We start from the raw sequence: 22,872 nt of genomic DNA on the forward strand, positions 1-22,872 counted from the left end.
CTTCGTCTTTATTTCAGTCTTTTACCTGAATCATCAACGACTTTTTCACCGTCTTCCTTGGTGAAAGCCGCTTTCTGGGCATCTGGAAGGATATCGAGAACAACCTCTGAAGGACGGCAAAGTTTAGTTCCCAGTGGCGTCACTACGATCGGACGGTTGATCAGAATCGGATGCTGTAGCATAAAGTCGATGAGCTGGTCGTCAGTAAATTTATCTTCTGCAAGACCCAGTTCCTCATACGGCTCGACGTTCTTACGCAGCAAAGCCCGGACGGAAATGCCCATATCCGCAATGAGTTTGAGCAGCTCATCGCGTGAAGGTGGAGTCTCAAGGTAAAGAATAACGGTCGGCTCGATACCGCTGTTGCGGATCATCTCCAGCGTATTACGCGACGTGCCGCAGGCTGGGTTGTGATAAATGGTGATGTTGCTCATATCAGTATCTCATTACAAAGTGAAAGAGAGACGTAGCGCCAGCGCGGCCAGCGTTACAAACAGCACAGGCAGAGTCATGACGATCCCGGTGCGGAAATAGTATCCCCATGTGATGGTCATGTTCTTCTGTGAAAGGACATGCAGCCAGAGCAACGTTGCCAGGCTACCAATAGGTGTAATTTTCGGTCCAAGATCGCAGCCAATCACGTTGGCAAAAATCATCGCCTCTTTGATAACGCCTGTTGCAGTGCTGCCATCAATAGAGAGAGCACCAACCAGCACGGTAGGCATATTGTTCATGATGGAAGAGAGGAAAGCCGTCAGGAAGCCAGTACCAAACGTCGCGGCCCAAAGTCCTTTATCTGCCAGCACGTTCAACACACCGGAGAGGTATTCTGTTAGTCCGGCATTACGCAGACCATAGACCACCAGATACATTCCCAGAGAGAATATGACGATCTGCCATGGCGCACCGCGAAGCACTTTGCCAGTGTTAATGGCATGGCCTCGCTTCGCCACCGCAAACAGAATGACAGCCCCTACAGCAGCAATCGCACTGACCGGGATACCCAACGGCTCAAGGACGAAAAAGCCAACCAGAAGAAGGATCAACACTATCCAGCCGGTTCTGAAGGTTGCCAGATCTTTAATCGCTTTTGCCGGTGCTTTCAGGAGAGCCAGGTCGTAAGTTGGCGGAATATCTTTGCGGAAGAACAGATGCAGCATCACCAGCGTGGCGATAATGGCTGCGATATCCACCGGCACCATTACCGACGCATACTCAGTGAAACCCAGCCCAAAGAAGTCTGCAGAAACGATGTTAACCAGGTTGGACACGATAAGCGGCAGACTGGCCGTATCGGCAATAAACCCGGCGGCCATGACAAATGCCAGCGTAGTGCCTTTGCTGAAACCTAATGCAAGCAGCATGGCGATAACAATTGGCGTCAGAATCAATGCCGCACCATCGTTGGCAAACAGTGCCGCCACCGCTGCGCCGAGCAAAACGATATAGGTAAACAGCAAACGCCCGCGACCGTTACCCCAACGTGAAACGTGCAGCGCCGCCCATTCGAAAAAGCCCGATTCATCGAGCAGAAGGCTGATAATAATCACGGCAATAAAGGTCGCCGTCGCATTCCAGACAATATTCCACACTACAGGGATATCACCAAAATGGACTACGCCAGAGATCAGCGCCAGTACCGCGCCCAGCGTCGCACTCCAGCCGATCCCTAATCCCTTCGGTTGCCAGATAACCAAAACGATGGTCAGGACAAAAATAGCGCCTGCCAGTAACATAAATCCTCCAGACAGGACGGCTTTGCCGCCCTGTATATACAAAAAAAATTAAACAACCAGCTCTCTGAGTTTCTCGATGCCAGTGGGCTCTGCAGCCATTACCGGTACTAACGCTATGCGGCTTGCATGCTGGTTTTTCACAACCTCGATTTGAGGACGCTCTTGTAGGGCGCGCTGGCAAAGCAGCGGCGATTGCGTCTGTGCAATCGAAAGGCTGTTATTGATAATCCAGCCCCAGGGATGAATCCCCGCACGTTCAAGATCGGACTGCAGGTTTGCCGCTTCCAGTACAGGTGTGGTTTCAGGCAGAGTGACCAGCAAAACTTTGGTACGTTCCTGGTCCTGAAGCTGCATCATCGGAGTGGTAAAATGACCTTTATCCCCCATCTTCCTGGCAATCTCACGGTGATAAGCCCCGGTAGCATCAAGCAGTAATAGCGTATGCCCGGTAGGTGCCGTATCCATGACCACAAACCGTTTGCCAGCTTCACGAATTACGCGTGAAAACGCCTGGAACACCGCAATCTCTTCTGTGCAAGGAGAACGTAAATCCTCTTCGAGCAGCCGTTTCCCAGCCTCATCCAGATCCCTGCCTTTCGTCTCAAGAACATGCTGACGATAGCGTTCAGTTTCATCGTGAGGGTTGATTCGGCTGACCTGCAGATTTTTGAGGCTGCCATTGAGCGTTGTACTGAGATGTGCAGCAGGATCTGAGGTGGTGAGATGCACATCAAAACCCTTATCCGCCAGACTGACGGCGATAGCCGCAGCCATTGTGGTTTTGCCCACACCACCTTTGCCCATCAGCATAATCAAACCGTGTTCACTGCGGGCGATATCATCAACCAGGACAGACAACGACATATTCTCTGGCTTGTTCTGTGGGCTTTGTTCAGGAAGCGATGTTATCTCAGCGTGTTCGTTGAGCAGGCCTTTCAATGCGGATACACCAACCATGTTCAGCGGCTGCAGGTATAAGTTGTCTGTCGGCAAATCAGATAACCCGGCAGGAAGATTTGCCAGCGCCTCTTGCTCCCGTTGCCATATTGCAGCGGCCAGTGCATCACGTTCTGCTTCGCTCGCAGGCAGGACACCGTTAATGACTAAATACTGATTTTTAAGGCCAATAGCTGATAATTCGTCATGAGTACGAGCGACTTCCTGCAGTGTTGATTTTTGCAATCGCGCGACCAGCACAAGGCGAGTTCGTTCAGGATCGGATAATGCCTCAACCGCATGAGCATATTGCTCGCGTTGTTTTTCCAGCCCAGCCATTGGACCAAGACAGGAAGCACCATCCGGGTTACTTTCGATGAAGCTGCTCCAGGCTCCGGGAAGCTGAAGAAGGCGAATAGTGTGGCCAGTTGGGGCAGTATCAAAAATGATGTGATCAAAGCGGGTCAGCAGAGAAGCGTCAGTCAGTAAGCCAGTAAACTCGTCGAATGCAGCGATCTCTGTCGTACAAGCTCCTGAAAGCTGTTCACTGATGCTGTTAACAACGTCATCAGGCAAAAGACCTTTAATAGGGTCAACGATTCTGGCGCGGTATTGCTGGGCGGCGTCCTGCGGGTCAATCTCCAGAGCCGAAAGACCAGACACAGCAGTCACGGGCTGGATAGTGTTACCGATAGTCTGATCGAATACCTGACCGACATTGGAAGCCGGGTCGGTACTGACAAGCAGAACACGCTTTCCCAGTTCAGCCAGACGTATAGCCGTTGCGCAGGAAATCGAAGTTTTGCCTACACCTCCCTTACCGGTGAAAAACAGGTAAGACGGGATATTCTCTAAGAATTTCATATGTCCTCCTGACATACTCAACAACAGGAAGTTTTACCACCACAGCAACTGGTGGAAGCTAAACCCACCTTTTCCAGCGGTATACCAAACCAGCGAGCCAGTTCAGCGCGTTTTGGGTATCGCCCGGCCATCACCGTTTCACCATCAAGCAACAGCAGCGGAAGCCCTTCAGCTCCAGAAGCCTCAAGGAATGCTTTCGCTTTTTCGTTCTCAACGAAGCTCATAGGCTGCTGCGCCAGGTTATAACGTTCGATCTGAACCCCACGCCCTTTCAGCCATTGCACATCAGCAGAAAAATTGACCAAAACCTGATCGACATCTGAACCACAAACGCCGGTACTGCAGCACATCGCCGGATCAAACACCGTTAACATTTTCATCTTTAACACCTCATATTCGTAAAAACATATATGTACAGGCAAAATTTTTAGATACAAACAGCCTTACCGCTGCCAGAGCAGTTGGCCGATGCCAGCTTACGGGCGATGGCCTGTACGTCGTCCTGTTGACTTAACCAGGCCTGCTCAATCACCAGGGCAGCCCAGGAAGGAATATGCGGGGATAAGCGATAATGAACCCATTTCCCCTGCTTGCGATCCAGCAACAGGCCACTTTCCCGAAGCATCGCCAGATGGCGGGAGGTCTTGGGTTGTGATTGTTCCAGCGCTGTGCAGAGATCGCATACGCACAGCTCCCCCATCTCCCTGAGCAGTAGCACGATACCCAGGCGGGTTTCATCAGATAGTATTTTGAAAAGTTGTAGGGATGCAATTTCTGGCATTATGTACTCCTGCTATGAATGGGTATTGTCTCTCCACCAAAACAAGAAGTCAAAATCATATGTGTTTTCTCGCATGTGAGTGCAGGTGTCACTATGCGGTTGAAAAACGACCTGATGTGCGATCGTTACGTTAGTTGGGTAGGTAAAAAAGTCATTTGAGGCTAAAACATTGCTTAGTGCGGGCTTTCAGTTCATAGAGAAGAATGAATAATATCAATTATAACAATTGGTTATTTCCTTAGCGTACGTTTTCGTTCCATTGGCCCTCAGACCCCGACTTAGTTTATCAAGGGTATCATCGGGAAAAACCTCACTAACACAGAGGCTTATGTTAATTCATTAAAAACAGAAAGTTATCGTCTTGGCGTGGTTTTTTACATCATTGACCGTCAAACCCCTACGTAAGCTTATGACCCGGGATGGTTTATGGATCCCTCGTAAGTTACGGCCACCTCGTGTGCATCAGCCACGCCCACGTCGGGCCTGCACCGGCGAACTCATCCAGATTGATGGCAGTGAACATCGCTGGTTCGAGGACCGTGGTCCGGCCTGCACGCTGCTCGTTTACGTTGATGATGCAACAAGTCGGTTGATGCAGCTTCTGTTCGTCAGTTCGGAGTCCACGTTCACCTATTTTGAAGCCACCCGGGGATATCTGGAGCGCTACGGTAAGCCTCTGGCATTCTACAGCGACAAAGCCAGCGTCTTCAGGATCAACAACAAGCAGGCCACCGGCGGAGATGGCCAGACTCAGTTTGGTCGTGCCATGAACGAGCTGAATATCACTGGTATCTGTGCCAACACCAGTTCAGCCAAGGGGCGTGTTGAACGGGCTCATCTGACATTACAGGACCGCCTGGTCAAGGAACTGCGGCTCCGCGGTATCAGCACACCTGAGGCTGCAAACGCCTTTGCTGATGAGTTCATGGAAGATTACAACCGTCGGTTTGCAAAGCCGCCACGTCACGATTTTGACGTACATCGCCAGCTGGATAATGGCGAAAACCTGCAGGCGACATTCACCTGGCGCGAGCAGCGTAAGGTCTCGAAAAACCTGACATTACAGTATGATAAAAAGCTTTATCTGCTTGAAGATAATGAAGAAAACCGGCGTTTTCAGGGGAAGTACATCGAGGTATGGCAATACCCGGATGGTGACATTGAGCTCCGGGCCAGCGGCACTTCCCTGCCCTTTACCACTTACGACCGACTGGGAGAACTGGACCAGGGCGCCATCATCGACAACAAGCGTCTGGGACGTGCCCTGGAAATGATAAAGCTGGTTCAGGACAAACGGGACAACACCCGCTCACAGGCCCTGCCATCACTGGACGGCCAGACCTCACGCAGAAAGAAACAACCCGGCAAGAAATCACAACGAAGTCTGGACCATAACGACATGCTGGAAGCCCTGCAGCAACTTCAGACCCGGAGTAAAGACATCTTCGGCAAAGGCTGAAACATAACCTACATGCGGACATTTCAATTTAGATTGATGTTCAGGATAAACGCGATAACAACCGTTCACAGGCGATCCCTGCCGGTGATGGCTCTTTGCGGCGGCGCAGAAAACCAACAGAGAAATAATCGCAGCGCTCACTGAACGGCGACGACATGTTAGATGCGTTGAAGACATTGCAGTCACGTTCTGAGAAAAGTTCCAATGTTTAACGAGCGATTAAAAAATATATTAAATCATTATTCTCTCATTTCTCTGTTGCAATACTGACCTCCCAGGGCCTGTGTAATTCTGTCACCAAATAGTATCGTCAGACTACGATCATAGTAAATGGTTTCACCAGTGATAGATTCATGCTTTAATATTATCCCATAGCCATATCTTTCAAGCATATTCATACCCACCCTTGCCAAATTGTAAGAATAATTTATTCCCCAAATGGAACCATTTCTTCCTTCAAAAAACTCCGCTCTGTAATATCTTTTTAGAAATTCATAGTGTGCGTCTTCACTAAACATACCCCCTCCCGCTACAGAATTTACATAACAGTTTTTTATAATAAAAAGATGAAATGCATAAATATATATCCCGTTTTTCCTCTGCCGCCCACCATTCACAGATAGAGGATATAATCCTATATTATTTATTGTATGCTTAAATCATTTGATGACTATAGTTTCATATATTTTCATCATGTTAGCACCCATGATGTATGTTTATTTTTTCTGAAGCATACCAATAATCAAACCCCGTTCAACATAACAACATAAAATAATTTATAACAAATTTAGTTGAAACTTAATATATGAAATAGTGACTTTCCATAAGCAGATCATTAGTTTATAGGGCATCCTAACGATGCAGGCTCCTCCTGGCAAAACTGTCGATGATGAGATTTTTTTTGCGGTATATTCCACTTATTTTGGTGGTATTCAGTTTATGCAAAACAATACCGACAAAAGACTGAACCGTTTTTTTGGAGATCAGCAGGCTACGGGAAATTTCATCTATCGAATAACCATTTAAAATCATATTGATAACATGTGTTTCTCTTTTGGTAAATGACAACTTGTCCCTCTTCAGATTGATCCCCATTTTTTTAAACGCCTGCCTCATCATGAGATATTCATTACCGCTTAATTCAGTGTCAATGCATACCGCTTCACGCCCTGTCCCGCTCATTCCTGACGCCGGTTTTAATAAAAAGATAAGATTGACCGGTGAAATGTGTAGGTACTTGAGACGTTCGGCATCGCCGGTGTTCAGCTCTGACTCCACAATCACCACATCGCTGTTGCTGAAGGCAATATCGCTGACCCGTGAAAACACAACCCTGTTGACGGAGAGGCTGTTGTCGCTGAACATACATTTCAGACCTACAAGCATGAAATTATTATTGGTAATAACATAGATATTCATATAGTCCCCGCAGCAATACCTTTTGCGAAGCGTCCCGTTCCTTATGTTCTGACAAAGTGGTGCCTGTATTGGTGTCGCCGGGTAACTATGACGTACTCCGGCTCAGCGGAGTACGTCAACTGCTCTACTGGTGCGCCGCTAGCACGCTATTCACGATTTCCACCGCTTCTTTCTCGATCTGCTTGCGATGTGCTTCCCCGAGGAAGCTCTCGCAGTAGATCTTGTAAGCGTCTTCCGTACCTGACGGTCGGGCGGCGAACCAGCCGTTGTCGGTCATCACTTTCAGGCCACCAATCGATGCGCCGTTGCCCGGCGCGGCGGTCAGACGCGCAGTGATCGGGTCACCCGCCAGCTGACTGGCCCTGACCATTTCCGGCGACAGCTTCGACAGCACCGCTTTCTGTGCGGAAGTGGCCGAAGCCTGCAGCCGGTTATAGCTCGGCGCGCCGAAGCGGGCGGCCAGTTCGTCGTAGTGCTCCTGCGGGTTTTTACCGGTGACGGCGGTGATTTCCGCCGCCAGCAGGCACATGATGATCCCGTCTTTGTCGGTCGACCACGGCGTTCCGTCAAAACGCAGGAACGAGGCGCCCGCGCTCTCTTCTCCGCCGAAGCCGAAGCTGCCGTCGAACAGGCCGTCAACAAACCATTTAAAGCCCACCGGCACTTCAACCAGCCTGCGGCCGAGGTCGTTCACCACACGGTCGATCATCGCGGAAGAGACCAGCGTCTTGCCCACCGCCACATCCTGGCCCCACTGCGGGCGATGCTGGAACAGGTAGTTAATCGCCACCGCCAGATAGTGGTTCGGGTTCATCAGCCCTGCCGGCGTGACGATGCCGTGACGGTCATAATCTGGATCGTTAGCAAAAGCCAGGTCAAACTTATCGCGCAGCGCCAGCAGGCCCGCCATTGCGCACTCAGATGAGCAGTCCATGCGAATGGCGCCGTCTTTATCCAGATGCATAAAGCGGAAGGTTTGATCGACGTGATCGTTGACGATAGTCAGGTCGAGCTTGTAGTGCCCGGCAATACGTTTCCAGTATTCGATACCGGACCCGCCCAGCGGATCGATCCCGAGCTTGAGGCCGGCTTTCTGAATTGCCGCCATGTCGACGATATCCGCCAGCCCTTCGATAAACGGCTGTACCAGATCCTGCTTTTTAACATGACCGGATGCCAGTGCCGCATCGAGGGAGATGCGCCTGACGCCCTGCAGACCCGAGGCCAGCAGTTCGTTAGCGCGATTCTCTACCACTTTGGTGACGTTGGTATCCGCCGGGCCGCCGTTCGGCGGGTTGTACTTAATACCGCCATCTTCCGGCGGGTTATGAGACGGCGTGATCACGATGCCGTCTGCCAGCGGACCACCTTTTTTGTTGTGCACCAGGATGGCATTGGAAATGGCCGGCGTCGGGGTGAAACCGTTGTGTTCCTGCACGATAACATCAACGCCGTTGGCCGCCAGCACTTCCAGTACGGAAATAAAGGCCGGTTCGGAGAGCGCGTGGGTATCTTTACCCACGTAGCAGGGACCGGTAATCCCGTTCCTGGCGCGGTCTTCCGCAATCGCCTGCGCGATCGCCAGAATATGCTGCTCATTGAAGTTATGGCGCCCTGCACTGCCACGATGGCCAGAGGTACCAAACTTCACCGCATGCTCCGCGTTGCCCGCTTCCGGCCTCAGTACGTAGTACTGCGCGGTCAGCTGAGCGACGTTAATCAAATCACTCTGTTGTGCAGGCTCCCCTGCGCGTTTACTGTCCGTCATTTTTCTCTCCTGTCATATCCGTCAGGCTTATTTATGTGTTGCTGCCGGGTCGCTCATCGACGGGGCCGGTCTCCTGCCACCCGCCCCGGCGTTTCCTGGTTGTCAGTACGCGCTCAGAGTTGCGTTTTGTCGATATACCAGATCTTTTGCGCATACTCCCGCACCGTACGGTCCGATGAAAAATAGCCCATGTGGGTTATGTTGAGCATCGCTTTGGCGGTCCACTCTTCCGGGGTTCGGTAGAGCGCATCCACCTTGTCCTGACAGTCAACATAGCTGCGGTAATCGGCCAGCACCTGATAGTGGTCGCCAAAGTTGATCAGCGAATCCAGCAGACCGCGATAGCGGCCCGGCTCCTGTGGGCTGAACACCCCGGTCCCCATCTGGGTCAGCGCCTGGCGCAGCTCTTGATCCTGGTCGTAGTAATCATGCGGCTGGTAGCCGTTGCTGCGCAGCGCCTCGACCTCTGCAGCGGTATTACCGAAGATAAAGATATTGTCCTCACCCACGTGCTCCAACATCTCAACGTTGGCGCCGTCCAGCGTGCCAATGGTCAGCGCACCGTTGAGGGCGAACTTCATATTACTGGTCCCGGAGGCTTCAGTCCCTGCCAGCGAAATCTGCTCAGAAAGGTCCGCGGCCGGAATGATCATCTGCGCCAGACTGACGCTGTAGTTGGGAATGAACACCACCTTTAGTCTGTCGCCAATCTGCGGATCGCTGTTGATGACTTTGGCGACGTCGTTTATCAGATGGATGATCTGTTTTGCCGTGTGGTAAGCGGACGCGGCTTTGCCGGCGAAAATCACCACTCGCGGCACCCATTCGGCCTGCGGGTCCGCCTTGATACGGTTGTAGCGGGTGATCACATGCAGCACATTCATCAGCTGGCGTTTATATTCGTGGATCCGTTTAATTTGCACATCAAACAGCGCGTTCGGGTTCACCACCACGCCCAGCTGACGGGCGATATAATCGGCCAGACGCTGTTTATTCGCCAGTTTGGCGGCGCTGACGGCCTGGTTAACCAGCGGATAATCCTGATATTCCCCCATTTCGCTCAGCTGGCTTAAATCCGTTCGCCAGGTCTGGCCGATATGGCGGTCCAGAACCGCGGCAAGGGACGGGTTAGCGGCAGCCAGCCAGCGGCGCGGCGTGACGCCGTTAGTCACGTTGGTGAAGCGGCGCGGAAAGATTCTGGCGAAATCGGCAAATAGCGACTCCACCATCAGCCGGGAGTGCAGTTCCGACACGCCGTTAACCTTGTGACTGACCACTACCGCCAGCCAGGCCATCCGCACGCGGCGACCATTGGACTCATCAATAATCGAGGTCCGGCTCAGCAACGCCATATCATCGGGATAGTGCTCCTGCATCGTTTTCAGAAAATAGTCATTAATCTCGAAGATAATCTGCAAATGGCGCGGCAGGATTTTCCCCAGCATATCGACAGGCCAGGTCTCCAGCGCTTCGCTCATCAGGGTATGGTTGGTGTAGGAGAAGACCCGACAGGTCACCTCAAACGCGTCATCCCAGCTGAAGCGGTGTTCGTCAATCAGCAGACGCATCAGCTCCGGGATCGACAGCACCGGATGGGTGTCATTGAGGTGGATAGCAATTTTATCCGCCAGGTTGTCATAGGTTTGATACAGCTGGTAATGACGGGTGAGGATGTCCTGTACCGTCGCCGAAACAAGGAAATACTCCTGACGCAGGCGCAGTTCACGCCCGGAATAGGTCGAGTCGTCCGGGTAAAGCACGCGGGAAACGTTCTCAGAGTGGTTCTTATCCTCCACGGCGGCGAAATAGTCCCCCTGGTTAAATTTACCGAGATTAATTTCACTGCTGGCCTGGGCACTCCACAAACGCAGGGTGTTGGTGGCATCGGTGTCATAACCCGGGATAATCTGATCGTAGGCCACGGCAATAATTTCTTCGGTTTCCAGCCAGCGTGAGTTTTTGCCCTCATGTTGAACACGTCCGCCAAAGCGCACGGTATAGCGGGTTTTATGGCGCTCGAATTCCCACGGGTTACCGTACTCCAGCCAGTAGTCCGGTGACTCCATCTGCCGGCCGTCGATGATGTTTTGCTTGAACATACCGTAGTCGTAGCGGATACCATAGCCGCGGCCTGGCAGCCCCAGTGTGGCCAGGGAATCGAGAAAACAGGCCGCCAGACGACCGAGACCGCCGTTGCCCAGCCCCGGATCGTTCTCCTCATCAATCAGCTCTTCCAGATCCAGCCCCATCCCTGCCAGAGCCGTTTTCACATCCTCATAGATGCCCAGCGACAGTAAGGCATTAGAGAGGGTTCGGCCGATGAGAAACTCCATCGACAGATAATAAACCTGCCGGGCCTGCTGCGAGATCCGCGCCCGATGCGCCCGCAGCCAACGTTCTACCAGCCGATCGCGAACGGCGAACAGCGTGGCGTTGAGCCATTCATGTTTATTGGCAAGTGAGGGATCTTTACCAAGAATAAACATGAGCTTATAAGCGATAGCATGCTGTAGCGCTTCTTCATTCAGACTGGGTGAAATATAACTTAAGCGTGGTTCCATTTTTCTTATCCGTAGCAATTAAATAATACGCTGATACAACTGGTGGAAAGACTTAGCGGCAATTTGCCAGCTAAAATCCATGCTCATTGCCTGACGTTGCACGTACCGCCACAGCGATGGACGGGACCACAGGACAAAGGCCCGGTGGATGGCATGTAATAGTGATTCAGTCTCGCTGTCGGTAAACACAAATCCGCTCGCGATCCCGTCAGCAAGGTTTTCGAGCGAACAGTCGGCGACGGTATCCGCCAGTCCGCCGGTGCGACGAACCAGCGGCAATGTGCCGTAGCGAAGGCCATAGAGCTGGGTCAGACCGCAGGGTTCAAAACGGCTGGGCACCAGGATGACGTCGGCGCCGCCAATCATCTGATGCGACAGCGCCTCGTCGTAACCGATCCGGATACTCACCTGCCCGGAGTATTGCGCCGCAGCGGCAAGAAAACGGGCCTGCAAATCCGGGTCGCCGGATCCCAGTAGCGCCAGCTGCCCTCCCTGCGCAATGATTCCCGGCAGTGCGCCAAGGAGCAGATCCAGCCCCTTCTGGCTGGTGAGCCGGCTCACGACGGTGAACAACAGCGCCCGGCCGTCCTCCTTCAGCCCCAGCGTCGTCTGCAGCTGCTGCTTGTTCTTCGCTTTCTCAGCCAGCGAGTTCCGGTCGTAAGGCGCAGCCAGCAGCGGATCGCGGCGCGGATCCCAGATGCTTTCGTCGACGCCGTTAAGGATCCCCGACAGTCGCCCTTCCCGCTGACGTTGCCGCAGCAACTCTTCCAGACCGAACGCGTACTGCGGTTCGGTAATTTCACGGGCATACGTCGGGCTGACGGTGGTGATATGGTCAGCGAAATAGAGGCCCGCCTTAAGGAAGGAGATCTGTCCTTTAAACTCCACCCCATGCATCTGGAAGAATGACCACGGTAAAGCGATCTCCGCCATATGCCGGGCGAGGAACAAGCCCTGATAGGCAATGTTGTGCACCGTAAACACTGACCTGGCGGGGTTGCCGCGGGCGGCCAGATAAGCCGGCGTGAGGCCCGCATGCCAGTCATGGGCGTGGACGATTTCAGGCCGCCAGAACGGATCCAGACCGCCAGCAAGCTCAGCCGCGACCCAACTCAACAGCGCGAAACGCAGGACGTTATCGGGATAATCCTGCATCTGCGGGTCATGATAAGGATTACCCGGTCGGTCATAGAGATGCGGGGCATCAATCAGATAGATGCCCACGCCGTTAAAGTCGCCAAACAACAGCGTCATCGGCCCGGCGAAGGTCTCCCTGCTGGCCACCACCTGCGGTTCCCCTACTCCGTCGCGGATCGCGGGAAACCCCGGCAGCAGCACGCGGGTATCCACGCCCTCGGCTATTTGCGCCGCCGGGAGAGCACCGGTCACATCAGCCAGCCCCCCCGTTTTCAACAGAGGGAACATCTCCGCTCCTACATGTAAAACTCGCATGGATGCTCCTTAATTATTCAGGCATGAAGGCGACGCGATGCCAATGACGGCAATCACAGCTGCGGCAGCTTTTATTTCCGCCAACGGCTTCATAGTTCAAGTCGGTTCAGCATTTCTTTGGTAACCAGAACGATGCCTTCTTCCGAACGATAAAAGCGTCGCGCATCCTCAACGGCATTTTCGCCAATCACCGTCCCCTCCGGAATAACGCATCCCCGGTCGATCACGCAGCGTCTTATCCTGCAGGAGCGACCGACCCAGACGCCCGGTAATAAAACCGACGAATCAATATTACAGAACGAGTTAATCCGAACTCTGGAAAATAGAACCGACTGCACCACCACCGAGCCAGAAATAATACAGCCGCCGGAGACCAGAGAATTCATGGTCATGCCGGCTTTGTTGAATAAATCGAACTTTTGCTGAGTTGAAGGATCAGATCACGCATCTTCCCGACAACGCAGACCGTTCCGTGGCAAAGCAAAAGTTCAAAATCACCAACTGGCCCACCTACAATAAAGCCCTCATCAACCGTGGCTCCATAACTTTCTGGCTGGATGATGAAGCTATTCAGGCCTGGTATGAGTCAGCAACACCTTCTTCACGAGGCAGACCTCAGCGCTATTCTGACCTTGCCATCACGACTGTGCTGGTCATTAAACGCGTATTCAGGCTGACCCTGCGCGCTGCGCAGGGCTTTATTGATTCCATTTTTTCTCTGATGAACGTTCCGCTACGCTGCCCGGATTACAGCTGTGTCAGCAGGCGGGCAAAGTCGGTTAATGTCAGTTTCAAAACGCCCACCCGGGGTGAAATCGCACACCTGGTAATTGATTCCACCGGGCTGAAGGTCTTCGGTGAAGGCGAGTGGAAAGTCAAAAAGCATGGCCAGGAACGCCGCCGTATCTGGCGTAAGCTGCATCTCGCCGTTGACAGTAAAACACATGAAATCATCTGCGCTGACCTGTCGCTGAACAATGTGACGGACTCAGAAGCCTTCCCGGGTCTTATCCGGCAGACTCACAGAAAAATCAGGGCAGCATCGGCAGACGGCGCTTACGACACCCGGCTCTGTCACGATGAACTGCGGCGTAAGAAAATCAGCGCGCTTATCCCTCCCCGAAAAGGTGCGGGTTACTGGCCCGGTGAATATGCAGACCGTAACCGTGCAGTGGCTAATCAGCGAATGACCGGGAGTAATGCGCGGTGGAAATGGACAACAGATTACAACCGTCGCTCGATAGCGGAAACGGCGATGTACCGGGTAAAACAGCTGTTCGGGGGTTCACTGACGCTGCGTGACTACGATGGTCAGGTTGCGGAGGCTATGGCCCTGGTACGAGCGCTGAACAAAATGACGAAAGCAGGTATGCCTGAAAGCGTGCGTATTGCCTGAAAACACAACCCGCTACGGGGGAGACTTACCCGAAATCTGATTTATTCAACAAAGCCATAAAAAAATAAAACATACGCCTGATGACAGCTCAATCATTCTGGGTTGCAACTTCATGGCAGCATTTACCTCCACCAGACGGCCTGACAGGCGGATTGCGGCGGCAGGAAACGCCCTAAAGTACAAAATCTGCGGCTGGCCTCACAGTTTTCGCGACTCTGCAGGAGAATATCGAGAGGCTGGGCCATACTGAAAATAGCAGAGCATAAACCTTACTCTTCATGGCGATTAAAAGGGAGGAATATGCAGGCAATACACCACGTAGAAAAGTTTCATCCAAAAGATTTTGATTTTATTGCATTAAGTCTGGCCCAGATGAACTCACAAGGGCGGAAAGTGGACGTTGAACAGGTCACCGGCAGTATGAATGATGCATGTAAATCCCGGTTCCTCGACAGCTACCGCTACCATCTCAATCTATTTGTCGAAAAATCACCAAGTTGACACAACAGGCCGGATAGCATAATCCGGCCTGTTCATTATTGTGTTCCGGCAACATCTCTGTGAAGGCAGATAACACCCCCAGATGGGGTTCACGACTTTGCAGAAAAAGTATTTTTCCACCCTGCTCCTCATTACCAGTAAGAGACGTTGTCAGTCGCTGATGCACGTATCGGTGTATACCCCTGCAAATCACATATCTTTTTTCCGCATGCTGGTTCCCCGGTCAGCAGACTTATCTATGGTGATAAAAATTACTAATGAGACATGCGAAATAAAAAATTAATTTTATGACTTAAATTCGCTGTATTCGGGCATCACCTAAAACCCCTGAAATGTTATCAAATGGTTAAATAATATGATTTAAAACCACCATTAATTAACATTTTATTTTGTCTTCCCCCATCAATCCCTCATGATTTAACACAAAATCAACATAAAAAATCATGAATTTTAACATTAATGTGCATAACTCACAATTACGTAATCCTGACTTCCTGGGGTCGGTTCCGGCTGAGGGCGAAATGACACCCTAAGCTTTCGGTTCCTTGGGCCAAAGATATTCGCCAGTCAGTAGAATGTGCGCCCAGCCCAATGGGGATATGTGGGGAAGAAATTCAGGGGGAACATCCAACCCTTCGTTCCGCCGCTCCGTGACGGCATGACCAAGATGGACGGTATTCCAGTAAATGATCACCGCAGTCAATAAATTGAGCCCAGCGATTCGGTAGTGCTGCCCCTCTGTCGTGCGATCGCGAATTTCCCCCTGCCTCCCGATACGGAGCGCATTTTTGAGCGCATGGTGGGCCTCTCCCTTGTTAAGACCGATCTGAGCACGCCGCTGCATGTCCGTATCCAGGATCCACTCAATAATGAAAAGGGTCCGTTCAATACGACCAACTTCACGAAGCGCAACTGCAAGGTTGTTTTGTCGTGGGTAAGAAGCGAGCTTGCGCAGGAGTTGGCTGGGCCTGATTTTGCCAGCGGTCATCGTCGCGGCACAACGGAAAATATCAGGCCAGTTCGCAACGATAAGATCCTCCCGGGCTTTTCCACCTACCAACTTGCGTAACTCCCTGGGGGTCGTATCGGGATTAAATACGTACAACCGCTTCGATGGCAGATCCCTGATTCGCAGAACGAGATTGTAGCCGAGCAGGCTACTGGCTCCGAACAAATGGTCGGTGAATCCTGCTGTATCGGCATACTGTTCGCGAACATGGCGACCGACCTCGTTCATCAGTAGTCCATCGAGAATATACGGTGCCTCGCTCACGGTCGCCGGGATCGACTGACAAGCGAATGGCGCGAACTGGTCGCTTACGTGAGTATACGCTTTGAGGCCGGGAACAGAACCATATTTGGCATTGACCATGTTCATGACTTCGCCATGCCGCGCTGTCGGGAAAAACTGACCATCGCTCGATGCTGACGTGCCCATCCCCCAGACGCGTGACATCGGCAGTTTACCCTGCGCGGCCACCACAATTGCCAATGCCTGGTTCATGGCTTCGCTTTCAACATGCCAGCGGGCAAGGCGTGAGAGCTGCCAGTAATCATGCGTGTTTGTAGCTTCCGCCATCTTACGCAGGCCCAGATTGAGCCCTTCAGCGAGCAGGACGTTGAGCAGACCGATCCGGTCGCGACATGGAGCCCCGGTTCTCAGATGGGTAAACGCATCTGTGAAACCAAGGGCTGCATCAACTTCAAGCAGCATGTCGGTAATCCGAACGGACGGCATTCGGCGATACAGATCCAGTATGAGTGCCTCGGCACCATCCGGCACGTCTGCTGTCAACCTGTCGATCCGCAACGTTCCATCTTCTATGCTACCGTGCGGAATAGTGCCGTTACGGGCAGCCCGGGCCAGCCGCTTAAGAGCGATCGTGAGTCGCGCCTTTCTGTCTGCCAGCCAATCCTGTGGGTTGGAAGGCACGGCCAGTTTTGCATTTTCCTGCGCCGCGATCATCGGCACCAGTACCTGCTTGAGGTCACCATAGCGGCGCGAATGAGCGAGCCAGACATCTCCGGAACGAAAAGCATCCCGGAGGTGAAAGAGTACCGCCACTTCCCAAAGACGGGTATCTCCTTTTTCCTGAGCTCGTAAATGACGGTTCCATTTGGAGCTGGGCCGCAGGAAACGCCTTTCTGGCGATGCAACACCTTTCATCTCTCCGATCGACAAAGCTGCTGCTACCAATGGTCCGGCGACCGGCGCGGCTTCGAGCTTCAGACAGCGCAACATGCGGGGCGCATAACGACGAAAGCGATGGTATCCCTGCCCGACATATGCAAGAGGCTCATCGGCTAGCGTGTTGCTGAGTTGAGTCCCTGTCGCTACCAGTTGAGCGAGCCGGTCCCATGCAACCGAACTGGCGACAGCCATCTCCAGCGGGGTTCCGTCACTGCGGGCCTCAAGCAACGAAGCTCCCAGCGCGGTGAAGGTACGGATCGTATCCGTGAGTGTGGCTTTAGAGCCGGAAATTGTTTCGTCATGCTGGCGCTTCGCTTCCCGCCAGGTTTTTCCTACGATCCTGTCATGGGTTTCGACTATGGCATCAGCAATCGCCGCTTCCCACTCCACAACACAGACGGCAAGGATCGCCCAGCGGCGGTCCGAAGTGATGTCACGCAAACCGTCGGTGAAGTAGCGTTCACCCTGCCGACGCAGCCGGGCAATGCGATGGGCAGGTATGCTGGCCAAAGCACTATGATTGATATTCAGGGTACGCAGAAATTCGAGCCTGTCGAGCAAACGGTTAGCAGCAGCCGAGTTGTTACCAACCTCGAAGTTGCGAAGCCAGATGAAACGACTGATATTGCCGGCGAGCATTTCACTCAGAAGTTTGTCCAGGTGATCGCGAACATCCGCTGTTAAATTTTCCGCAATCCGCGTTTCAATCCGCCGCTCAGCGGCGACCAGAGCATCCGCGCACAAGCGCTCGATTGTCGATACTGCGGGCAGAATGGTGGAAGTTTCCCGACACCGCACAATAAAACGATGAGCAAGATCCTCGTTTGATCTGGCATCTTCGGCCTGGCCGAAAGTCCACTCCCGCAGATCACGGGCACCACGGCCCGTGAAGGTCTTGTAGCCGTAAATTTCGCGCAGCGTGTCCATGTGCTGCTGACGGGTTTGGCGCCGTGTGGCATAAGTGAGAAGCGCATCAGCCGGAACTCCAAGCTGAGCACCGACGAAGGAAAGGACTTCACGCGGGATCATCTCACCAGGAGCCAGTGCACGGCCCGGATATCGTAAGGCACAAAGTTGCAGGGCAAAGCCAATCCTGTTTTCCGGTCTGCGGCGCTGCCTAATGTTTTCCAGGTCATCATCGCCCAGCGTGTAGAACTTCAGTAGCGACAGTTCGTCCGTGGGCAGATCGAACAGCGCTGCTCGCTGCCGTTCGGTGAAAATATGGCGTCGTGACATACAAATTCGTCCCTTTTGAAGTATAGTCTGTTTTGGACAACAGCCAGCCCATATAAATCAGGGCGTTCCGATACAAAAATCCAGGAGGGTTCAATTGGGACATCGTGCCGCCATTTACTGCCGGGTTTCAACAGCGGATCAGTCTTGTGAACGCCAGGAATTTGATCTGCGAGCCTTCGCCGGCCGTGCCGGCTACGACGTGGTGGGAATATTTAAGGAAACAGGTTCAGGAACTAAACTCGACCGGGCCGAGCGAAAGAAAGTCCTGGCGCTTGCCCAGTCCAGACAAATTGATGCAATCCTGGTCACTGAGCTTTCCCGGTGGGGGCGCTCGACGCTCGATCTGCTCAATACGCTACGTGAACTGGAGAACTGGAAGGTTTCCGTGATAGCCATGAATGGAATGGCGTTCGATCTTTCGTCGCCGTATGGACGAATGCTGGCGACGTTTCTTTCCGGCATTGCGGAGTTTGAGCGGGATCTCATCAGCGAGCGGGTCAAGTCAGGCCTTGCTGTTGCGAAGGCACGTGGTAAGAGGCTTGGTCGTCAGGCCGGAGTGCGACCAAAATCAGACCGACTTTTGCCTAAGGTGGTTGCGATGAGGGCCGAGGGACGCAGCTATCGCTGGATCGCACGCGAGCTCGGTATCAGCAAGAATACCGTCGCTGACATCGTGCAACGACACAGAGCTAACGCTTAGGGTGTCATTTCGCCCTCAGCCGGAACCGACCCCTTCAAGCGTCATGAGTGGGATTTCACTGAACCAAAATATGTGGATTTCCCGTCACGCGGTATTTTCCATGTGCAGGTCGGCGGCGGTGCCACCACTGGCGTGGTGAGCGCGGTCAATAACAACAGCAGCAGCTGGATGCGCGCGAAGCTGGCGGCCTATCGTAATAACCCGGTTAAACTCAAAGATTGATCGATTAAGATCGTGTTCTTTGTCTGAAACGGAAAAGCCGACGCGTTATGCGTCGGCTTTTGTTTTTTGGTTTTCCACGGTGGCGGCGCGCTGCGTCTGTCCGGGCTACCGATTATGCGGCTGTCTGGTAGCCCGGACAGGTGCGCAGCACCGCCTCCGGGAATGACTCAGGCCGTGCGCCACTTGCGCGTCAGCGGCTTCTCAATTTCCACAATCAGGAACATCACAAAACCGATAATAAAGGTGATCACCCAGTAGCGGAACGGCAGCGCTTCGGTACCGAACAGCATCTGCATAAACGGCGCGTAGATAATCAGCAGTTGCAGCACCAGCAACACGCCGCTGACAATCCAGATACCCCGGTTCGCCAGCAGCCCTTTGCTCAGTGAGAAACCATCCGCCACCCGGCAGTTGAGCATATAAAACCACTGTGCGGTGACCAGCGTCTGCAACAGTACGGTGCGGATAAACTCAGGTGAGTAGCCTCGCGGCTGTAGCCAGGCCTCCAGCACAAAGGCGCTCACGGCGATCATCGAACCGACAAAAATTACCCGCCAGATGGCAAAGCCGTCCATCGCATGCAGCTTAGGATCGCGCGGCGGACGGCGCATGATGTTCTTTTCACCGGCTTCGAACGCCAGACCAAACGACAGCGTGGCCGACGTCGCCATGTTCATCCACAAAATCAACACCGGCGTCAGCGGAATCAAATTCCCCGCCAGCAGCGCGATAATGATTAACAACCCCTGCGCCAGGTTGGTTGGCATAATGAACAAGATCGTTTTCTTCAGGTTATCGTAAACCCGCCGCCCTTCCCTGACTGCACTGGCGATGGTGGCGAAGTTATCATCGGTCAGCACCATATCAGCGGCCTCTTTGGTCACTTCGGTGCCCTTGATGCCCATCGCGATACCAACATCGGCCTGCTTCAGCGCCGGGGCGTCGTTCACCCCATCACCGGTCATCCCGACCACCTCTTTCCTGCTTTGCAGCGCCTGAACCAGACGGAACTTATCTTCCGGACTGGTACGGGCAAAAATATCGAATTTCTGCGCCGCTTCACTCAGTTGGGTATCGTCCATCACCTCCAGCTCGCGCCCGGTAATGGCGTTCCCGGCGTTGCCGATCCCCAGCATCTTGCCGATACTCATCGCCGTTTGCGGGTGGTCCCCGGTGATCATCTTCACGCGGATCCCCGCCTGCAGGCAGTCGCCGATAGCGGTAATGGCCTCTGGTCGCGGCGGGTCCATCATCCCGGCGATCCCTAACAGAATGACGCCATGCTGCAAATCCTGATGGGTGAGTTCGGTTTGCCCGTCAGCCGCCGGTTTCCACGCTGCCGCCACCATGCGCAGCCCTTCCCGCGCGTACTCTTCAATTTTCGCTTCCCAATACGGCTGGTCCAGCGGCTCCAGCCCATGGTCGGTTTGCTGATGCTGACACAGGCGGAACAGCACATCTGGCGCACCGGTAATTAAAATCGTCTCCTCATTGCCGATGCGGTACAGCGTTGACATATATTTGTATTGCGAATCAAAGGGGATCTTACTGCGCAGTTCGGTGCTCGCCGGCGAAAGCGTCACTTTCGCCGCCAGCACCTTCAGCGCCCCTTCCGTAGGGCCGCCAGTGATTTTCCACAACCCGCTTTCATCTTTGATTAGCTGGCTGTCGTTACACAGGTCGATGGTGCGCAGATAGCGCTCCAGCAGCGTGCCCGGCGCGACGGTTATCGGGTCCGGCTCATCGATCGGGTGAATATTCCCCACCGGCTCGTAGCTGTCCCCTTCCACCCGATAGACTTTATCGGCGGTGATAACGGCCTTAACCGTCATCTCGTTCATGGTCAGCGTCCCGGTTTTATCCGAGCAAATAACCGTCATCGCCCCTAGCGTTTCGACCGTCGGCAGCTTGCGGATAATCGCCTTCTGCCGGGCCATGGTTTGCACGCCAAGCGAGAGGATAATCGAGATAATCGCCGGCAGCCCTTCCGGTACCGACGCCACCGCCAGGCTAATCAGCGACAGCATCAGTTCAGAAACCGGCATATCGCGGAACAGCAGGCTAAAGACGAATAGCGCAGCCATCATCACCAGAATGATGATAAAGATGGCTTTGCCGAGCTTATCCATCTGCACCAACAGCGGAGTACGGTGTTTCTCGATATCCGCCATCATCTGGTTAATGTGGCCCAGCTCGGTATCGCCACCGGTTGCCACCACCAGGCCTTTGCCACCGCCGGAGCTTACCGTGGTGCCTGAGAACAACAGGTTCGTCCGGTCACCCAACGGCAGTTCGCCGCTAAGCGCTTCGGTACTTTTCTCCACCACCGTTGATTCACCGGTCAGAATCGCCTCTTCCACCCGTAGGTTATGCGCTTCGATAACCCGCAGGTCTGCTGGAATGCGGTCGCCGGCGCGGATCACCACGATATCGCCGGGAACCAGCGCCGTGGTCGGAATGGTTTCATGATTCCCCTGACGAACCACCACCGCTTCGCTGGAGAGCATATTGCGAATGCTCTGGAGCGATTTTTCGGCGTTACTCTCCTGAATATGACCAATCAGGGCGTTGATCACCGCCACGCCGAGGATCACCAGAGTATCGACCCAGTGGCCCATCACCGCCGTCAATAGCGCCGCCGCCAGCAAGACGTAAATCAGCACATCATTAAAATGCGCCAGAAAACGCAGCCATGCCGGTTTACCCGCTTTTTGCGGTAGCGCATTTTCACCGTACTGCTGTAAGCGCGCCGTCGCTTCAGCGCTGCTGATGCCATCGGGAGTGCTGTTGGTGCTGGTCAGGGTTTCATCCACGGAGAGCTGATAAAACGGGCCGCCCGGTTTTTCTGTATTCATAGTTATCTCCTCACTCCTGTAACGGAAATCAGGACAGCCTCAGGCTGCCCTTAGCGCACCACAAAAACCGGCACATGGGCATAACGCACGATACTTGCCGCCTCTGAACCCAACAGATGGGTTTGAATATTGGGATTGCGTGAGCCAATGATCACCACATCCGCCTTCAGTTCATCTGCCAGTTTCGTCACTTCATCGCGGACGTTGCCGCTGCGAATATGAATCTGGACATCGCTTTCCTTCAGAGAGAGTTTATTGATGAGTTCAGCGAGTTTTTCTTTTGAATTATTAACCAGATAGTCTTCCATTTTTCGCGCATCGGAAATAAATCCGCGCGTCAGTGCAGGAGAAAATGTCGGGATGACGTTGAGTAAATGAATCTGCCCGGAGGAGCTTTGCGCGAGGAATTGAGCATGGGACAAAGCCTTGTCCGCAAGGCCGGTTTCAAACACATCAACCGGGACGAGGATATTTTTATACATAGAGACAATCCTTTTATTACCTATAAAAAAAGGTGGTGAAAACAGCGCAGACAATGGCGCTGAGGAAGAAATCTCGATTCGAAGTATGATGGGTATAATTAAACGTAGCACACGGCGATTAACATTATTAAGATGCCAATTAATATATTGAAAAATATCACAGACTCAGTCGACCTCAGACAATTCAACTGAAAACCCAGCAAAATCGTCAACATTACCGCAAATTTTACTCTTTTTAACATTTCCTTTTTTCAACGACTATGCTCATTATCAGAGGCCTGCGCGCCTCTAAAAACCATTCAACAATTATGTA

17 protein-coding genes and 2 pseudogenes are annotated in these 22,872 nt (G+C 53.0%); 5 read left to right on the plus strand and 14 right to left on the minus strand.

All coding sequences use genetic code 11. The annotated features are described in order from the left end of the window. Positions 1-8: 8 nt before the first annotated feature. Genes arsC through arsR form a run of 5 tightly spaced genes read right to left on the minus strand, consistent with a single transcriptional unit; the run spans position 9 to position 4,317 of the window. The gene (gene arsC / locus Electrica_RS25935; RefSeq protein ID WP_000065758.1) at positions 9-434 is read right to left on the minus strand and encodes a glutaredoxin-dependent arsenate reductase; all 426 of its coding nucleotides are present in this window, start codon (positions 432-434) and stop codon (positions 9-11) included. A 12-nt stretch (positions 435-446) separates the two neighbouring features. After that, entirely contained in the window at positions 447-1,736 is a 1,290-nt protein-coding gene (gene arsB, locus Electrica_RS25940; RefSeq protein ID WP_000922630.1) for an arsenite efflux transporter membrane subunit ArsB, read from the minus strand. Positions 1,737-1,784: 48 nt separating this feature from the next. After that, positions 1,785-3,536: an arsenite efflux transporter ATPase subunit ArsA gene (gene arsA / locus Electrica_RS25945; protein ID WP_001556710.1), complete on the minus strand. Its 1,752-nt coding sequence runs from the start codon at positions 3,534-3,536 to the stop codon at positions 1,785-1,787. Between the two features lie 17 nt (positions 3,537-3,553). Further along, positions 3,554-3,916 carry an arsenite efflux transporter metallochaperone ArsD gene (gene arsD, locus Electrica_RS25950; protein WP_000783215.1) on the minus strand — a complete coding sequence of 121 codons (363 nt, stop codon included), beginning with the start codon at positions 3,914-3,916 and terminating at the stop codon, positions 3,554-3,556. Between the two features lie 47 nt (positions 3,917-3,963). Next, positions 3,964-4,317, minus strand: a complete 354-nt coding sequence (arsR, locus tag Electrica_RS25955) for an As(III)-sensing metalloregulatory transcriptional repressor ArsR (RefSeq protein WP_001114073.1) — start codon at positions 4,315-4,317, stop codon at positions 3,964-3,966. 397 nt (positions 4,318-4,714) lie between these two features. On the opposite strand from arsR, the pseudogene Electrica_RS25960 reads away from it, so the two are divergent. Further along, positions 4,715-5,776, plus strand: a pseudogene (locus Electrica_RS25960) (ISNCY family transposase); the annotation flags it as partial. A 239-nt stretch (positions 5,777-6,015) separates the two neighbouring features. Here the strand turns inward: Electrica_RS25960 and Electrica_RS25970 are convergent. The 6 genes and pseudogenes from Electrica_RS25970 to Electrica_RS25995 all read right to left on the minus strand — a co-directional run. Further along, positions 6,016-6,294: a hypothetical protein gene (locus Electrica_RS25970; protein ID WP_004197671.1), complete on the minus strand. Its 279-nt coding sequence runs from the start codon at positions 6,292-6,294 to the stop codon at positions 6,016-6,018. Positions 6,295-6,628: 334 nt separating this feature from the next. Beyond that, the gene (locus Electrica_RS25975) at positions 6,629-7,195 is read right to left on the minus strand and encodes a LuxR C-terminal-related transcriptional regulator (RefSeq protein WP_004197678.1); all 567 of its coding nucleotides are present in this window, start codon (positions 7,193-7,195) and stop codon (positions 6,629-6,631) included. Between the two features lie 124 nt (positions 7,196-7,319). Beyond that, a complete protein-coding gene (gene pgm, locus Electrica_RS25980) occupies positions 7,320-8,963 on the minus strand; it encodes a phosphoglucomutase (alpha-D-glucose-1,6-bisphosphate-dependent) (protein WP_004197675.1) in 1,644 nt (547 codons plus the stop codon). A 113-nt stretch (positions 8,964-9,076) separates the two neighbouring features. After that, positions 9,077-11,524 (minus strand): glycogen phosphorylase, encoded by a 2,448-nt coding sequence (glgP, locus tag Electrica_RS25985; RefSeq protein ID WP_094543334.1) that lies wholly within the window; start codon positions 11,522-11,524, stop codon positions 9,077-9,079. Between the two features lie 18 nt (positions 11,525-11,542). Then, positions 11,543-12,976 carry a glycogen synthase GlgA gene (gene glgA / locus Electrica_RS25990; RefSeq protein WP_004197677.1) on the minus strand — a complete coding sequence of 478 codons (1,434 nt, stop codon included), beginning with the start codon at positions 12,974-12,976 and terminating at the stop codon, positions 11,543-11,545. Between the two features lie 89 nt (positions 12,977-13,065). Continuing rightward, positions 13,066-13,377: pseudogene (locus Electrica_RS25995) on the minus strand (GlgC family sugar phosphate nucleotidyltransferase); the annotation flags it as partial. 26 nt (positions 13,378-13,403) lie between these two features. On the opposite strand from Electrica_RS25995, the gene Electrica_RS26000 reads away from it, so the two are divergent. Both Electrica_RS26000 and Electrica_RS26005 read left to right on the plus strand, forming a co-directional pair. Continuing rightward, complete coding sequence (locus Electrica_RS26000; RefSeq protein WP_004099053.1) at positions 13,404-14,372, plus strand: IS5-like element IS903B family transposase; 969 nt, start codon at positions 13,404-13,406, stop codon at positions 14,370-14,372. A 300-nt stretch (positions 14,373-14,672) separates the two neighbouring features. Beyond that, on the plus strand, positions 14,673-14,873 hold the full coding sequence (locus tag Electrica_RS26005; RefSeq protein WP_022631502.1) for a hypothetical protein: 201 nt from the start codon (positions 14,673-14,675) through the stop codon (positions 14,871-14,873). Between the two features lie 529 nt (positions 14,874-15,402). On the opposite strand, the gene Electrica_RS26010 is transcribed toward Electrica_RS26005, so the two are convergent. Continuing rightward, positions 15,403-18,300 carry a Tn3-like element Tn5403 family transposase gene (locus Electrica_RS26010; RefSeq protein WP_023307208.1) on the minus strand — a complete coding sequence of 966 codons (2,898 nt, stop codon included), beginning with the start codon at positions 18,298-18,300 and terminating at the stop codon, positions 15,403-15,405. A gap of 94 nt (positions 18,301-18,394) precedes the next feature. Between Electrica_RS26010 and Electrica_RS26015 the strand changes: the two genes are divergently transcribed. Next, positions 18,395-19,000 (plus strand): recombinase family protein, encoded by a 606-nt coding sequence (locus Electrica_RS26015; RefSeq protein ID WP_000509966.1) that lies wholly within the window; start codon positions 18,395-18,397, stop codon positions 18,998-19,000. 72 nt (positions 19,001-19,072) lie between these two features. After that, a complete protein-coding gene (locus Electrica_RS26020) occupies positions 19,073-19,222 on the plus strand; it encodes a hypothetical protein (protein WP_176564481.1) in 150 nt (49 codons plus the stop codon). Between the two features lie 167 nt (positions 19,223-19,389). On the opposite strand, the gene Electrica_RS26025 is transcribed toward Electrica_RS26020, so the two are convergent. Together Electrica_RS26025 and Electrica_RS26030 are read right to left on the minus strand one after the other, a co-directional pair. After that, positions 19,390-22,077, minus strand: a complete 2,688-nt coding sequence (locus Electrica_RS26025) for a cation-transporting P-type ATPase (RefSeq protein WP_016241527.1) — start codon at positions 22,075-22,077, stop codon at positions 19,390-19,392. Positions 22,078-22,127: 50 nt separating this feature from the next. Further along, positions 22,128-22,559 (minus strand): universal stress protein, encoded by a 432-nt coding sequence (locus tag Electrica_RS26030; RefSeq protein ID WP_016241528.1) that lies wholly within the window; start codon positions 22,557-22,559, stop codon positions 22,128-22,130. Positions 22,560-22,872 lie beyond the last annotated feature (313 nt).

The organism is Klebsiella electrica (assembly GCF_006711645.1).
Lineage (GTDB): Bacteria > Pseudomonadota > Gammaproteobacteria > Enterobacterales > Enterobacteriaceae > Klebsiella > Klebsiella electrica.